General features: G+C 41.6%; 11 protein-coding genes. 6 read left to right on the forward strand and 5 right to left on the reverse strand.

Annotated elements, in window-relative coordinates; all coding sequences use genetic code 11:
* Positions 1–83: 83 nt before the first annotated feature.
* Positions 84–800, forward strand: a complete 717-nt coding sequence (locus EGS71_RS15610) for a DUF2846 domain-containing protein (RefSeq protein ID WP_001269736.1) — start codon at positions 84–86, stop codon at positions 798–800.
* Between the two features lie 24 nt (positions 801–824).
* On the opposite strand, the gene EGS71_RS15615 is transcribed toward EGS71_RS15610, so the two are convergent.
* The 4 genes from EGS71_RS15615 to EGS71_RS15630 form a co-directional block, all read right to left on the reverse strand.
* Positions 825–1,379, reverse strand: coding sequence for a DUF2059 domain-containing protein (locus EGS71_RS15615; protein ID WP_000155519.1), 555 nt, complete (start codon positions 1,377–1,379; stop codon positions 825–827).
* A gap of 141 nt (positions 1,380–1,520) precedes the next feature.
* Positions 1,521–3,047 carry a fumarate hydratase gene (locus EGS71_RS15620; protein ID WP_000207468.1) on the reverse strand — a complete coding sequence of 509 codons (1,527 nt, stop codon included), beginning with the start codon at positions 3,045–3,047 and terminating at the stop codon, positions 1,521–1,523.
* Positions 3,048–3,274: 227 nt separating this feature from the next.
* Positions 3,275–5,419, reverse strand: a complete 2,145-nt coding sequence (gene pta, locus EGS71_RS15625) for a phosphate acetyltransferase (protein ID WP_001092293.1) — start codon at positions 5,417–5,419, stop codon at positions 3,275–3,277.
* Between the two features lie 42 nt (positions 5,420–5,461).
* Positions 5,462–6,664: an acetate/propionate family kinase gene (locus tag EGS71_RS15630; protein WP_000236000.1), complete on the reverse strand. Its 1,203-nt coding sequence runs from the start codon at positions 6,662–6,664 to the stop codon at positions 5,462–5,464.
* A 762-nt stretch (positions 6,665–7,426) separates the two neighbouring features.
* Here EGS71_RS15630 and edd point away from each other — a divergent pair.
* From edd to EGS71_RS15655, 5 genes are all read left to right on the forward strand, one after another.
* A complete protein-coding gene (edd, locus tag EGS71_RS15635) occupies positions 7,427–9,280 on the forward strand; it encodes a phosphogluconate dehydratase (protein ID WP_000365484.1) in 1,854 nt (617 codons plus the stop codon).
* Positions 9,281–9,300: 20 nt separating this feature from the next.
* A complete protein-coding gene (gene eda, locus EGS71_RS15640) occupies positions 9,301–9,921 on the forward strand; it encodes a bifunctional 4-hydroxy-2-oxoglutarate aldolase/2-dehydro-3-deoxy-phosphogluconate aldolase (protein WP_000034283.1) in 621 nt (206 codons plus the stop codon).
* A gap of 195 nt (positions 9,922–10,116) precedes the next feature.
* Positions 10,117–11,475 carry a gluconate:H+ symporter gene (locus tag EGS71_RS15645; protein ID WP_000450957.1) on the forward strand — a complete coding sequence of 453 codons (1,359 nt, stop codon included), beginning with the start codon at positions 10,117–10,119 and terminating at the stop codon, positions 11,473–11,475.
* 17 nt (positions 11,476–11,492) lie between these two features.
* A complete protein-coding gene (locus EGS71_RS15650; protein WP_001978744.1) occupies positions 11,493–12,005 on the forward strand; it encodes a gluconokinase in 513 nt (170 codons plus the stop codon).
* A gap of 172 nt (positions 12,006–12,177) precedes the next feature.
* Positions 12,178–13,806 (forward strand): NADP-dependent glyceraldehyde-3-phosphate dehydrogenase, encoded by a 1,629-nt coding sequence (locus EGS71_RS15655; protein ID WP_001072699.1) that lies wholly within the window; start codon positions 12,178–12,180, stop codon positions 13,804–13,806.
* 104 nt (positions 13,807–13,910) lie between these two features.
* Here EGS71_RS15655 and EGS71_RS15660 read toward each other — a convergent pair whose 3' ends face one another.
* Positions 13,911–15,176 carry a glutamate-5-semialdehyde dehydrogenase gene (locus EGS71_RS15660; protein ID WP_001154159.1) on the reverse strand — a complete coding sequence of 422 codons (1,266 nt, stop codon included), beginning with the start codon at positions 15,174–15,176 and terminating at the stop codon, positions 13,911–13,913.
* Between the last annotated feature and the right edge of the window lie 166 nt (positions 15,177–15,342).

Genomic DNA, 15,342 nt, shown 5'->3' on the forward strand with positions numbered 1-15,342 from the left:
GTAGGTGGTGTTAATCTAAAAAAACAAAATACGCATAGTTTTGCGATATAGAAAAATCAAAAGAAAACGCTTTGAGGGATGTCATGCGTTATTTAATTATTGCTTTAAGTTGTGCCGCATTACTTGCAGGTTGCCAAAGTTCATCACACTTAGAAAAGAATTCAGGTGAGCTGACCGCCACTTTACCTAAAGTTGATGTTGATAAAGAACCCGGTTTATTGGATCAATATCGTTTAGGGGGCTTCACTGTAGGGGGATGGGTAAATCAAAAGTTAGGTCAGACATTTGCGCCAGTTAAACCTCAAAATGAGCAGGCAGCAGTTGTCTATCTTTACCGTCCAGACACGAAATGGAATCGTCAAGAAATTGCAGCCATCAATTTATTTGTAAATGGTAAACGAATTCCAAGTTTATTGCATAACCATTATTACTGGATTGAACTGCCAGCAGGAACTTACCGTATTTCAGCAAGCCGCCCTTTGTTGGGGATTCATTTTCAAGAACCTAAATATATCGATATTACGGTAGATGCAGGCGCATCTTATTATTTGAAGTATGATGAAGAAAATAAAATGGACCGTAGTGAGCACACGGGTCCATTTATGTTAATGCAAGATAATATTGGTCGTAGAGAAATTGCATTTACCGAGCTTAAATCTTCTAGCTACAATTTTGTTGCTGAAGATGCTTCAGGAAAAATACGTCATAAGCCCCAAGAATTAAAACCTGCTAAATATAATGAAAAGTCAGATGTACATCTGATAAAACCATTTAAATTGTGGAACCCTTTAACGTGGTAACAATTTGAGGTCGATAAAGAAAAGTTAAGACTTTTCTTTATCTTTCATTAAGGGTGCAATAATTTTTAGCATTTCTTCTTGCATATGATCTCGTGCTTTAGGGTCATTAAAAGTTTGCTGTCCTAATTCCATCATATATTCTGAAATTTGCCCCATAATCTGTACATTTTTACGGGTAATTGATTGACCTTCTGGGGTTTTCAAAAACTTTAAATTTGCTTGGATTTCTTCTTCGGTATACGTTTTTAAATAAATATCTTGTAAGGCTTGAGTCGTTTTAGGGCTGCTAATCAGCTGGTTACTCGAATCTTTTAAAAGTAAGCCTAACTTTTTCGCTGCCTCTTTTTCTTTCGGGCCTAAAGTTTTGATGCCGGTAATATTGCTAATGATCTGTTCAGCTTGTTGATCATAGTAAGGCGTTAACTCATTGATTGATTCTTTCAATAGATAATCAATTTGGCTCATTTGCATGAGTTCTTTTACTGAACTTAACTTGGCAGGAGAAGCAAATAAGCTTGTGGTAATACAGCTTAGGCAGAGACTGATTGAAAGATTTTTAAGAATAGGGCGAATAGTCATGAAATGACCTATATGCAGTGTAGGGCGGGTGGGTATATTCATTAATAGCACAGATTGGCGAACCAATTGTTACAATTCTTTTCAATTTCAAAAAAATATTAAAAGGCATAAAAAAAGCACCGAATCCGGTGCTTTTCTTGATTAGCCAGCTGCGGCATCGACTACTGGAATTTTACCAATTTTCGCTTGCCAGATTTTTGGAGCTACTGCGTGAATTGATGTACCGTTTACATCAACTGCAACAGATACAGGCATATCTTCCACTACAAATTTGTAGATTGCTTCCATACCCAAGTCTGCAAATGCAACCACTTCAGCTTCGCGAACAGCTTTAGATACGAGGTAAGCTGCACCGCCAACTGCCATAAGGTAAGTTGCTTTGTTGTCCTTGATTGCTTCAATTGCTGTAGGACCACGATCAGCTTTACCAATCATACCGAATAGACCAGTATGCTCGAGTACTTTACGTGTGAATTTGTCCATACGTGTAGCCGTTGTAGGACCCGCAGGACCAACCACTTCATCACGTACCGGATCAACAGGACCAACGTAGTAAATAAACTTACCTTTAAGATCAACCGGTAATTCTTCACCGTTGTCGATCATTTCAACCATACGTTTATGTGCAGCGTCACGACCTGTGTACATTGTACCGCTAAGAAGTAATGTGTCGCCCGGTTTCCAAGAATCCATTTCTTCTTGAGTAATGGTATCAAGGTTTACACGTTTAGATTGTGAAGCATCCCAAGTTACAGATGGGTAGTCTTCAAGTTTTGGTGCTTGAATATGCGCTACACCTGAACCATCAAGCTGGAAGTGAGCGTGACGAGTCGCAGCGCAGTTAGGAATCATACCTACTGGTTTGCCAGCAGCGTGACATGGGTAGTCTTTGATTTTAATATCAAGAACAGTGGTTAAACCGCCAAGACCTTGTGCACCAATACCAAGAGCGTTTACTTTTTCAAAGATTTCGATACGAAGTTCTTCGATTTTGTTCTCTGGTCCACGGCGAAGTAATTCGTCCATGTTGATTTCTTCCATGAGTGCTTCTTTCGCAAGCATCATGGCTTTTTCAGCAGTACCACCAATACCGATACCGAGCATACCAGGAGGACACCAACCTGCACCCATAGTTGGAACAGTTTTAAGAACCCAGTCAACAATCGAGTCAGATGGGTTAAGCATCGCAAGTTTAGATTTGTTTTCTGAACCGCCACCTTTAGCAGCAACTGTAATATCTACTTTGTTACCTGGTACGAGTTTGTAGTGAATAACGGCAGGGGTGTTGTCTTTTGTATTTTTACGACCAAATGCAGGGTCAGCAAGAACAGATGCGCGAAGAACGTTGCTGTTTTCAAGGTAACCTTGGCGAACACCTTCATTTACTGCATCGTCTAAGCTCATTGTTAAATCAAATTTAACATCTAAGCCCACTTCAAGGAAAACGTTAACAATACCAGTATCTTGGCAAATTGGACGATGACCTTCCGCACACATGCGAGAGTTAATTAAAATCTGTGCAATTGCATCCTTTGCAGCTTTGTTTTCTTCGCGATCATAAGCACGGCTCATCGCTTGGATAAAGTCTTGCGGGTGATAGTACGAAATAAACTGTAGGGCGTCCTTGATTGATGTAATCAAGTCATCTTGTTTGATAATCGTTGTCATACCAAAAAATCTCTTGAGCGGGCTGTTAGCTAGCGGGCTAAATTATATGACAAAAAGACAATCTTGTGGGGGATTGGTTGATCTTTTGACCGAAAGTCGAATAACACAAAGGCTAAGTTATTTAAAATTAAGAACAACCTAGAATCAGGCTTATTTCTTAAAAAATAAAAAAAGCCATTTGAGCGGATATCAAATGGCGAGAGGTAGAAAAGATTAAATGATATTAATTATTTGGCAGCAGCTTGCTGCTCGGCCTGAATGGCTGTTAATGCGATAGTAAAGACGATGTCATCTACTAAAGCACCACGAGACAAGTCATTGACTGGCTTATTTAGGCCTTGCAGCATTGGGCCAACGCTAACTACATTTGCTGCACGTTGTACTGCTTTGTAAGTCGTGTTACCCGTATTTAAGTCGGGGAAAATAAATACATTGGCACGGCCAGCAACGCGTGAGTCTGGCGCCTTTTGGCGTCCTACACTTTCAACTGAAGCCGCATCGTATTGTAGTGGACCGTCAATCAGTAAATCAGGCCGGCGTTGCTGTGCAATTTGAGTTGCTTGTTGCACTTTTTCAACATCAGCACCAGTACCAGATGTACCAGTTGAGTAGCTGATCATGGCAATACGTGGGTCAATTCCAAACGCTTTTGCAGAGTCAGCAGACTGAATCGCAATTTCGGCAAGTTGTTCGGCTGTAGGGTCTGGGTTAATTGCACAGTCACCGTAGACATAGACTTCATCCGGTAAAAGCATAAAGAAAATGGATGAAACCAGTGAGTACGCTGGAGCGGTTTTAATCAGCTGGAACGCTGGACGCACTGTATTGGCGGTTGTATGAACTGCCCCCGAAACTAATCCATCCACATGATCTAGAGCTAGCATCATGGTGCCGAGAACTACAGTATCTTGTAATTGCTCTTTAGCTTGTAGGTCGTTGAGTTTGCCTTTGCGGAGTTCAACCATTGGTGCAATATATTGGTCACGGATCTGATCTGGATCAATAATTTCTAACCCGGCTGGTAACTCGATACCACGTGCTTTTGCTACGTCATGTACAGCTTCTGGTTTTGCTAACAAAATACAATGCGCAATACCACGAGCCTGACATATAGCAGCAGCTTCAATAGTGCGTGGCTCATCACCTTCTGGAAGGACAATCCGTTTTTTAGCTGCAATCGATTTTTGTACCAGTTCATGACGGAATGCAGAAGGGGAAAGGCGTGGTGTAGCACCGTTATTACTATGCTGTTTAAGCCATTCGACATCTATGTGACTTGAAACAAATCGGGTCACTTGTTCGGCACGTTCAGTGTCATCGGTTGGAATTTCATTACCAAAATCGGATAGGCGCTGCGCAGTTTCTAGTGTATTTAAATGGGTATGTAAAATTGGCAACCCTTGTTTGATAGCACTTTGGCAAAACTCTAAAAGCTTGGGAGCAGGAGCTTCACGCTCAGTCAATACCAAGCCTGCCAGTGGAATGCCATTACTGGTGGCGAGACTACTTGCCAGTAATACATCGGTACGTTCAGAGGCGCTAATGATCAGTTCGCCGGCAATGAATTTATTCAGTTCATATTCAATGCTTGAAGCAATTAAACTTGAGTGCAAAATACGACGTGTTTTTGCTTCACCTTGATTTACCCATTGGCCATCAATCACGCTGGCGATGTCTAATGTTCTAGGTACACTTAAGGTATTACTAAACGGAACTAGACCAATAATTGGTAAATCGCTTGATCCAAAGTAGCGGTTATATTTTTGCAATTCTGCCGTAAATTTTGCGATGTCTTCGGTTGGACGTAACGACGGGTCAAATGCGACAGGTATTTGAGCTGTTTCTTCAGACAACCCGCGTGTACGCATAAAGAGTACGCCAGCTGTTCGGTTAGAGGTTGCACCGCCAAACTGCCGTAAGTGAGCTTCAACTTTCTCTGCTGTTTTACGTGGGTTTTGAATATCTGCTGTACTGACTAAAACCACTTCAGCATCAAGCGCTTGTGCAAGGCTTGCATTAAGTTCACTGGCAAAATGGTCTTGCCCATTTGGTAATAAGCCTTCAACAATAATCACATTATTATCTGCTGCGATACTGCGATGAAGACTTACTGCTTCTTCAAGTAACTCATCGACTTCACCAGCCGCAATGCGTTGGGTTAGCTTTTCATGAGAAATGGATTGAACAGTTTTGCTTTGAAATAAATGACCAAATAAAGAGGTAGTTCGGTCTAAATTTTCTTGATCTACCTGAGAGAACGGTTTTAAAAAGCCTGCTTTAATCCCATTACAATCAAGTGCATAAATCATACCTAAGCAGGCAGAGGTTAAACCAACCCCTTCACCTGTAGGAATTAATAAAATTGTATTCATATAAACCTATAAATAAATGAATAGCGTTTTTGACTTCTGTAATTAAGCAAGGCTAACTTCAGGAGATGTATTTTGTGAAACCTCTACAACCTGACGAGTTTCTTTGGCAATACGGCCTTCTTCATCGGTTGGAATCACCCAGATTTGTGGGCCTGTGCCGCTATCAATACGGCCTTCTGTACCACGTTTTAAATTGTTGTTCTGGTCTTTATCGAGCTGTAAACCGAAATGAGGTAAATAAGCTAGAGTTTTTTCACGAATATAAGCAGAGTTCTCACCAATACCGCCTGTAAAGATCAAGCCATCAATACTTGGTAAACCACAGCTTAGGGCAGCAAGTGATTTTGCAAGGCGATAGCTAAATACTTCAATCGCAAGGCAAGCATCTTCATTGCCATTTTCAGCAGCTTCAATCACTGTACGCATATCGTTAGAGAGTTGTGATAAGCCAAGTAATCCACTTTCGTTATTTAAAACTTTATCGATTTTTGCTAAGTCCCAGCCAAGATTTTTAGCAAGGAAGCTGTGTAAGCTTGGATCGACATCACCACTACGTGTTCCCATTACAACACCTTCAAGTGGAGTAAGGCCCATAGAAGTATCAACACTTTGTCCATTCCACACTGCACAAGTCGAGCTACCATTGCCCAAATGTGCTGTTAACCAACCGCCTTTTTGGAATTTTCCTGCCAGTTCACTGCCGCGGTCAGACACATAAGCATGGCTTGTACCGTGGAAACCATAGCGACGAACATTATGTTCTGTATATAAAAACTTAGGGATTGCATAACGGTATGCATGTGCAGGCATAGTTTGATGAAATGCGGTGTCAAATACGGCAACTTGAGGTAATTCAGGGAATAGGCGCATCGTTGCTTCAATCCCGATTAAGTGAGCAGGATTATGAAGCGGTGCAAGCGGAGTGGCTGCACGAATACGTTCTACAATTTCAGGGGTGAGTAATTCAGCTTTGGTAAGGCTTCCACCATGTACGACACGGTGACCGATTGCTTGAGGTTTATAGTTTGCAAGACGTGCAAGTAAAGTTTCTAAAGCTTTGGCGTGGTCAGCATAAGGAATTGAAAGCTCTAGCGGTTCTCCACCGACGGTAATCCCTTTAATACGAGCATCAGCTGCCCCTAAGTTTTCTGCTAAACCGTAAATACGATCTTCACGACGCTCTGAAACCAGTGCGTATTTAATAGATGAAGAACCGCAATTAATAACTAATACTGATGTAGCCACGTTGAAATACCCAAGTCCTGATATAAAAATAGTTTTCCTAACTTCCTGATCAAAAGGCATTAATTGTGTGATGCATTAAGAGCAGGTTGTGATGTTTTAACATGTGTTGTTTTTCTGTCCAAGATAGACTTTAGCCCATTAGACTTAAGCACTATCGACCATTAAATTTTTTATAACTAATATTCGCTCAGTATAAAGCTTAACCACTGTATTTATTGTTTTTTTGTAGAAGAATTAAACAGTTTTTTGTATATATTTATGAAAGGTAGATTTCTATTTAATGTATTTTTCAAATATTTGGTATAAATTTTTTAAGAAAAAAGAAGTGCTGTTATTTTAATCAAACTAGAGGGGAGTATTACAAATAATATACGTAAATGAAATTAAATTTTAATCGTTTATATATAGGTTAAAATGAATAAATCATAAACATTTTTAATATAAAACTTAGTATAAAAAAGTCGGTATTAATACATTTATAAGAATATTTTATTGCTTTGATATTATGAGAATTTTCTCATAGTTAATAGAGGCAGATATACCAATAAATATAGTCAAAAATAAAACCAGCTTCTCGTTTAAAACTTAAACATAATTTGTATTTAATACCGATGCTCGAGTATTACCGTAAAGTTGACTAGGGCTTGCATGTCGCTTTTTGCCTTAATAATATTGTTCCTTCCCCTTATCAAATGATGATGAAATATATCATTTGGTCTATTTTTATGTTCCGGCTTATCCGGTTGTACAGGAGCGTCCAGCATGGACTTGCCGAATCCAGTATTGGCAAAAGTTACTGAACGTGTAATTGCGCGTAGCCAAAAAACTCGTTCTGCATATTTACAACGTATTGAACATGCGCAAGGCAAATTCCCAGCTCGTGGTGCACTCTCATGTGCCAACCTGGCTCATGGTTTTGCTGGCATGGAAGATAATGAAAAATTAATTATTAAAGTTGGCCGTGAACCAAATATTGGCATTGTGTCTTCATATAATGAAATGCTTTCAGCACATGCCCCATATAAAACATTCCCTGACATTATAAAAACAGCTGCACGTGAAAATGGTGGTGTTGCACAGTTTGCGGGCGGTGTACCGGCAATGTGTGATGGTATTACTCAAGGTAATGCCGGTATGGAATTATCACTATTTTCACGTGAAACCATTGCGATGGGGACTGCGATTGCACTTTCCCATAACATGTTTGATGCCGCATTGTGTCTCGGGGTATGCGATAAGATTGTTCCGGGCTTACTGATTGGTGCTTTGCAGTTTGGTTATCTACCAACCATTTTTGTCCCTGCGGGGCCAATGAGTAGCGGTTTGTCGAATGATGATAAAGCTAAAATCCGCCAGCAATTCGCGACAGGTCAAGTAGGACGCGATGCCTTACTTGAAGCTGAATCGGCTGCCTATCATGGTCAGGGCACATGTACATTCTATGGTACTGCGAACAGTAACCAAATGTTGATGGAAGTGATGGGCTTACATTTGCCAAGTGCGGCATTTGTTCATCCTCATACCCCATTACGTGATGCTCTCACTGCCGAAGCTGCTAAACGTGTACTTGACTTAACTGCCGAGCGAGGCAACTACACGCCGATTGGCCATGTTATTGATGAAAAAGCCATTATCAATGGCATTGTGGCTTTATTGGCTACAGGCGGTTCAACCAACCATACGTTGCATCTTATTGCGATTGCACGTGCGGCTGGCATCTTAATTGACTGGGATGACTTTGATGAGTTGTCTGCTGTTGTTCCATTGCTCGCAAAAATCTATCCAAATGGCAAGGCCGATGTAAACCATTTCCAAGCTGCGGGTGGGGTAGCCTTCCTTATTCGTAACTTACTTGAGGCTGGTTTGTTACATAACGATGTGACGACTGTCGCTGGTAAAGGTTTACTGCATTACACCAAAGAACCGAAATTGATTGACGGTAAGCTCACTTGGGTTGACGGGGTAGTTCAAAGCCTTGATGACAAAGTACTCCGTAGCATTGATGCGCCGTTTCAGCCAGATGGCGGCTTGCGCTTAATGCAAGGTCGCCTTGGCCGTGGTGTTATCAAGATTTCTGCGGTTGCGCCAGAGCACCGTAAAGTGAAAGCACCGGCAATTGTTTTTGACTCGCAAGAAGCGGTACAGGCAGCGTTTGATCGTGGTGAATTGCACCGAGACTTTATTGCGGTTGTTCGTTTCCAAGGTGCGCGTGCTAATGGTATGCCTGAGTTGCACCGCTTGACTCCTGTGTTGGGTGTTTTACAAGATCAAGGCTTCCATGTTGCATTAGTAACTGATGGCCGTATGTCTGGTGCTTCAGGCAAAGTACCGGCAGTCATTCATTTGTCTCCAGAAGCATTATTGAACGGCCCGATTGGCAAAGTTCAAACTGGGGATATGTTAATTATTGATGCTGAAGCTGGTGTACTCGATATTGAGTTAGATGAGCAGACTTGGCAATCACGTCCTGTTGCTCAACCAGAACATCAGGCAGAAAACGAAGTTGGTTTTGGCCGTGAATTATTTGGTGTGTTCCGTGCGGCAGCAGCGCCTGCTGAACATGGCGCATCTGTGTTTGGTGCACTTGTTGGCGAAGAGCCACAAGGGCAGATTTAAGACAAAGGAATTACAAAGTAATGAGCAAGATTGAAGATGTTGTCAAATTAGGTCCAGTAATTCCGGTGTTGGCTTTTGACTCTGCCGAACAAGGTGAACATGTATCACGTGCGTTGCATGCTGGTGGTGTAAAGGTACTGGAAATTACTTTACGTACAGCAGCTGGGCTTGCTGCCATTGAACGTGCATCTCAGTTAGCAGATGACATTGTGGTGGGTGTGGGAACAATTACCAAGCCTGAGCATTGTGCACAAGCTAAAAAAGCTGGTGCTAAATTTGGGGTATCACCTGGTTTGACCAAAGACTTGCATTTGGCTGCACAAGATGCAGGTTTACCTCTTTTACCAGGCGTAATGACACCGAGTGATCTCATTCAAGCGATTGAGTTGGGCTACGACATTGTGAAGTTTTTCCCTGCTCAACAGGCAGGTGGGGTTGAGATGCTAAAAGCATTTTATGGTCCATTTCCAAACTTACGTTTCTGCCCAACAGGTGGAATTACAGCAGAGACAGCTCCAGATTTCTTAAAGCAACCTAATGTGGTGTGTGTAGGTGGGTCATGGTTAACGCCTAAACCTGTTGTCGCTGCACAAGATTGGGCTGAAATTACCCGTTTAGCCCAAATTGCAAGTCAGTTGTGAGTTTTACGAAAGTAATTGTGGTTTAAAAATCTAAAGTGTCTTTTAGGTGCTTTAGATTTTTTGTGATGCTGTGACTGGCGGTTGCCAGTCATACTAAATATAAAAAATGAGTGCTTCAACAATGAGTATATCTCTGGTTGAAGACCTTTATTTAGGCAGTGCCTAGATAACATTATTCCAAGGAGAAAGTGTCACATGGAGACGGTTCAGGGTGGCATGTTGCTTGTCTATACTTTAATTGCGATCATTGCTTTGATTGTCATGATCGCGAAGTTTAGAATTTACCCCTTTTTAGTTCTTATTATTGTTTCTCTTGGTTTAGCTCTTGCAGTTGGCATGCCAATGGACGGGATTGTTAAATCATATGAAGCAGGTACCGGTAAAACACTAGGTCACCTTGCGATTGTGATTGCGTTAGGAACCATGCTTGGCAAGATGATGGCTGAGTCAGGTGGTGCAGAACGAATAGCAATTACTTTAATTAAATGGTTTGGTGAAAAACATATTCACTGGGCCATGATGTTCATTGCGTTAATTGTAGGGCTTCCGGTATTTTTTGAAGTTGGTTTTGTACTTCTTATTCCAATTGCATTCAATATTGCCAAACGTACAGGTAAATCATTATTAATTGTTGGTTTACCTATGGTTGCGGGTTTATCGGTCGTACATGGGTTGATTCCACCGCATCCAGCCGCTTTGCTTGCGGTACAGGCTTACCATGCCGACATCGGTAAAACCATTATGTACAGTTTGTTGGTTGGCGTCCCGACGGCGGTTGTTGCAGGTCCATTGTATGCATTATGGATCAACAAATATGTCAAATTGCCTGAAAATAATCCTTTAGCAAAGCAGTTTGTTGAAGCAGATGCTAACAACACACGTGAATTGCCGAGCTTTGGGATTACCTTATTTACGATCATGCTACCGGTTGCATTGATGCTAGTTGGTAGTTGGGCAGATGTTTTCTTTGCACCAAAAACGTTCCCAAATGAGTTATTACGCTTTATTGGTACTTCTGATATTGCATTGCTTATTGCTGTTTTGGTCAGCTTTATTACTTTTGGCACCATGCAGGGTTTTAACCGTGAACAAATTGAAAAATTCTGTGGTGGATGTCTAGCTTCAATTGCGGGTATTTTGCTGATTGTTGGTGCTGGTGGCGGTTTCGGCGGTATTTTAAGAGACAGTGGAATTTCTAATGAAATCGTCTCTACTGCTTTAAAAGCAAACCTTTCACCATTGTTATTAGGATGGCTTGTTGCTGCTCTCATACGTCTGGCAACAGGTTCGGCTACTGTTGCGATGGCCACGGCTTGTAGCATTGTTGCACCTATTGCGGCAGCAGCAGGTGTAGTCGTTAGACCTGAACTTTTAGTATTAGCGACAGGTTCTGGATCATTAATTTTCTCGCATGTAAACGATGCTGGTTTCTGGCTAATCAAAGAATATTTTGGAATGACAGTTGGGCAGACACTGAAGACTTGGTCTGTACTGGAAACAATTATTTCGGTACTTGGTTTGTCTTTCACATTGTTGCTTAGTGCTGTTTTGTAATTAGAGGTAGGTAATCCATGATAGTGATAGCAATGGGTGTTTGTGGCACAGGGAAAACCCTTATTGGTGAGTTGTTATCAGAGCGTTTGGCTTGTGAGTTTCTTGATGGCGATACGCTTCATTCAGCTGCAAATAAAAGTAAGATGAGCCAAGGTATCCCTTTAACCGATGAAGACCGCTTGCCGTGGTTGCAAGCTATTCGTCAGGCAATTGAAGCAAAACAAAGAGATGGTGAAACGGCTGTGTTTACATGCTCATCTTTAAAGCGGATGTATCGCGATATTTTAAGAGGGCAGGACCAGAATGTTAAGTTTGTATATCTAAAAGGTTCTTATGAACTATTACAGCAAAGACTTGCAGAAAGATCTGGTCATTTTTTTGATCCGGCATTGTTACAAACCCAACTAGATACATTAGAGGAACCTGATGTGAATGAAGCAATTGCTATTGATATTGCTCTCACACCAGAACAGATCATTGAACAGGTTATCCAGAAGCTAGGGGTAACTGATAGTGTGTGTCGGGGGTAAATTCAACTAGAAAATATCGAAACTATCCATGCTTTAAGAATTCACCTTGTGGTCTACGGTTCAAGCAAGGTGAGTACTGATAATAATAGTGGTATTGATCCGAAGAAGAACTGATTACAGTGTACGGTTCGGGGATATATAAAGACATACAAATAATAAGGTATTAAGAAGAATGAATCAGTTAAATAATTTACAGCATAAATTTCCAGTAGTGGACGGTATTCCTGAAAGTGTACGTTTGCCATCTCAAATTCATCAGCGTGTTTCACTCGTGGATGGTGAGTTGAAGTTATGGGCTGGTGCAACCAAGAAAACATTATCTCCGATCTGGATTCAGCAGCCTGACGGTAGCCTAGAGCAAGTTGAACTTGGTAGTTATCCAGTCATGGGCGAAAAGGAAAGCGATGAAGCATTAGAAGCAGCGGTACGAGCTTATAACAATGGTCGTGGCGAATGGCCAATGATGAAGGTTAGTGAGCGTATTGCATGTATGCAAAATTTCATTCAGCGCATGGTAGAGCAACGAGATCTGATTATTAAGCTGATCATGTGGGAAATTGGCAAGAGCTTGGCTGATTCAGAGAAAGAGTTTGATCGTACTATCACTTACATGCGTCAAACCATTGATGCCCTGAAAGATCTGGATAATGCCAACTCCCGCTTTGTAATTGCTGAAGGCACCATTGGTCAAATTCGTCGTACTCCATTAGGTGTTGTGTTGTGTATGGGACCATACAACTACCCGCTGAATGAAACCTTCGCAACCCTGATACCGGCTATGCTGATGGGTAATACTATTATTTTTAAACCACCTCAATTTGGAACTTTACTATTTGAACCATTGTTAGAGGCATTTCGTGATTCATTTCCAAAAGGGGTGATCAATACCATTTATGCACCAGGTTCTCTAGTGGTGCCGCATTTGCTGGCATCTGGGCAAATTAATGTACTGGCACTGATTGGTTCTAGTAAAGTGGCTGACCACTTGAAAAAACAACATCCAAAATCTCACCGTCTGCGTGCGATTCTGGGGTTGGATGCAAAGAATGCAGCTATCATTTTGCCAGATGCTGATTTGGACCTGACAGTGAAAGAGTGTCTGTTGGGTGCATTGTCATTCAATGGTCAGCGTTGTACAGCTTTAAAAATGCTAATGGTGCACCGCTCGATAGCCGATGAGTTTGTTAACCGTTTAACGACGGAGCTGGCTAAACTGAAAGTAGGTATGCCGTGGGAAAAAGGTGTATCTATTACGCCGCTACCGGGCATGCACCGTACAGCCTACATGACTGAAGTGATTGAAGATGCGGTGGCAAAAGGAGCAAAAGTGGTTAATCCGGAAGGTGGTGAATTCTGCAAAACCATGTTCTATCCGGCCGTAGTTTATCCAGTGACTGAGGGGATGAGACTGTATCGCGAAGAACAGTTTGGTCCAGTGGTACCAGTTGCTGTTTATGATGATATTGAAACTGTATTGGATTATGTCACTACTTCTGATCATGGTCAGCAGGTGAGTATTTTTGGTAGTGACCCAGCGCAAATTGGCCATTTAGTAGACACACTCGTACATCAAGTTTGTCGTGTAAATATCAACTGTCAGTGTCAACGTGGTCCTGATGTATTCCCATTTGGGGGTCGTAAAGATTCTGCAGAAGGTACACTTTCTGTGCATGATGCGCTTCGTGCATTCTCGATCCGCTCTATGATTGCGGCTAAACAGACGGATGACAGTAAAGGTATGCTGGCTTCTATGGTGTCTGAGCACTATTCGAAATTTGTGAATACCGACTTTATTTTCTAATTGATCTATGGTTAAAAAACCAGCCTTCGGGCTGGTTTTTCTGTGGGAAATAACAAAATAAAAACGCCTGATATGGATCAGGCGTTTTTATTTAAGTAGGAGGCTTATTGACGAATTTGACCGTCACCTAACACAATCCATTTTTGAGAAGTTAAACCTTCTAAGCCAACAGGACCGCGTGCATGAATCTTATCTGTTGAGATACCAATTTCAGCACCTAAACCATATTCAAAGCCATCGGCAAAACGAGTTGATGCATTAACTACGACGGAGCTTGAATCTACGCGAGCCAAGAACTGACGTGCCAAAGTATAGTTCTCTGTCACAATGGCATCGGTATGATGCGAACCATATTTGTTGATATGGTCAATGGCTTCATCAATACCGCTCACCACTTTAACTGCAAGAATCGGCCCTAAATATTCGGTATACCAATCTTCTTCTGTCGCAGGTTTGACAGTAGTACCCAAAATACGACGTGTTTCTGGGCAACCACGTAACTCAACTTGTTTTTCAGCATAAAGCTCAGCAATGTGTGGTAAGAAAACTTCTGCAATTTTTTCATCGACAAGCAGAGTTTCCATTGCATTACAAACGCCGTAACGATGTGTTTTAGCATTCAAGGTAATTGGTAACGCTTTTTGTAAGTCCGCTTGTGCTTCTACAAACACATGACAGTTACCATCAAGATGCTTAATCACAGGAATGCGAGCTTCGTTGGTTACACGCTCAATTAAGCTTTTACCACCACGTGGAACAATGACATCTACATACTCAGCCATGGTAATGAGGTGACCAACCGCTGCGCGGTCAGAAGTTTCAATCACTTGTACTGAGTGCTCAGGTAAACCAGCAACTTTTAAGCCATGCTTCACCGCTTCTGCGATTGCTTTATTTGACTCAAGTGCTTCTGAGCCACCACGTAAAATAATGGCATTGCCCGATTTAATTGCTAAAGATGCAGCTTCAAGTGTGACATTTGGACGTGATTCGTAAATCATACCAACGACACCTAGAGGTACACGCATTTTCCCAATTTGAATGCCTGTGGGGCGATATGCAAGATCCGTAATTTCCCCAATTGGATCAACAAGCGCGATCACATCTTTTAAACCTTGCAACATCCCTTTAAAACGTGCGGGCGTAAGCTCAAGACGATCAAGTAAGGCGCTGTCGAGCTGGTTGCTACGGCCTTTTTCCATGTCGATTTGATTCGCCGCCAAGATAGCTGCTTGGTTGTTTTCCAAAGCAGTATAAATAGCAGAGAGTGCATGATTTTTAAGTGAGGTAGAAGCACTTGTTAAGACGCGTGAAGCATCACGTGCTTGTTGCCCAACTTTTTGCATATATTGTTCAATTGAATCTTGCATAGCATTTTTTAATCATTTACCAATGACTACGATAGTAGCAGTCAAATGCGGAACAATGAATGGCTTTTTTTCAAAAATGTGACCGCTATAAAAAAACATTTAAATATTTTGCAAACTATTCGCGGCTTAAACAGGATGAGCGGTCAATTCAGCGATTGCGTATATT

Source organism: Acinetobacter sp. FDAARGOS_559, assembly GCF_003940475.1.
Taxonomy (GTDB): domain Bacteria; phylum Pseudomonadota; class Gammaproteobacteria; order Pseudomonadales; family Moraxellaceae; genus Acinetobacter; species Acinetobacter baumannii.

What these genes read in the sequence shown, in the direction of transcription:
- EGS71_RS15620 (WP_000207468.1), bottom strand. Translation starts at nt 3,047, where the DNA reads ATGACAACGATTATCAAACAAGATGACTTGATTACATCAATCAAGGAC.
- EGS71_RS15660 (WP_001154159.1), bottom strand. Translation starts at nt 15,176, where the DNA reads ATGCAAGATTCAATTGAACAATATATGCAAAAAGTTGGGCAACAAGCA.
- EGS71_RS15610 (WP_001269736.1), top strand. Translation starts at nt 84, where the DNA reads ATGCGTTATTTAATTATTGCTTTAAGTTGTGCCGCATTACTTGCAGGT.
- EGS71_RS15615 (WP_000155519.1), bottom strand. Translation starts at nt 1,379, where the DNA reads ATGACTATTCGCCCTATTCTTAAAAATCTTTCAATCAGTCTCTGCCTA.
- EGS71_RS15645 (WP_000450957.1), top strand. Translation starts at nt 10,117, where the DNA reads ATGGAGACGGTTCAGGGTGGCATGTTGCTTGTCTATACTTTAATTGCG.
- edd (WP_000365484.1), top strand. Translation starts at nt 7,427, where the DNA reads ATGGACTTGCCGAATCCAGTATTGGCAAAAGTTACTGAACGTGTAATT.
- EGS71_RS15650 (WP_001978744.1), top strand. Translation starts at nt 11,493, where the DNA reads ATGATAGTGATAGCAATGGGTGTTTGTGGCACAGGGAAAACCCTTATT.
- eda (WP_000034283.1), top strand. Translation starts at nt 9,301, where the DNA reads ATGAGCAAGATTGAAGATGTTGTCAAATTAGGTCCAGTAATTCCGGTG.
- EGS71_RS15655 (WP_001072699.1), top strand. Translation starts at nt 12,178, where the DNA reads ATGAATCAGTTAAATAATTTACAGCATAAATTTCCAGTAGTGGACGGT.
- pta (WP_001092293.1), bottom strand. Translation starts at nt 5,419, where the DNA reads ATGAATACAATTTTATTAATTCCTACAGGTGAAGGGGTTGGTTTAACC.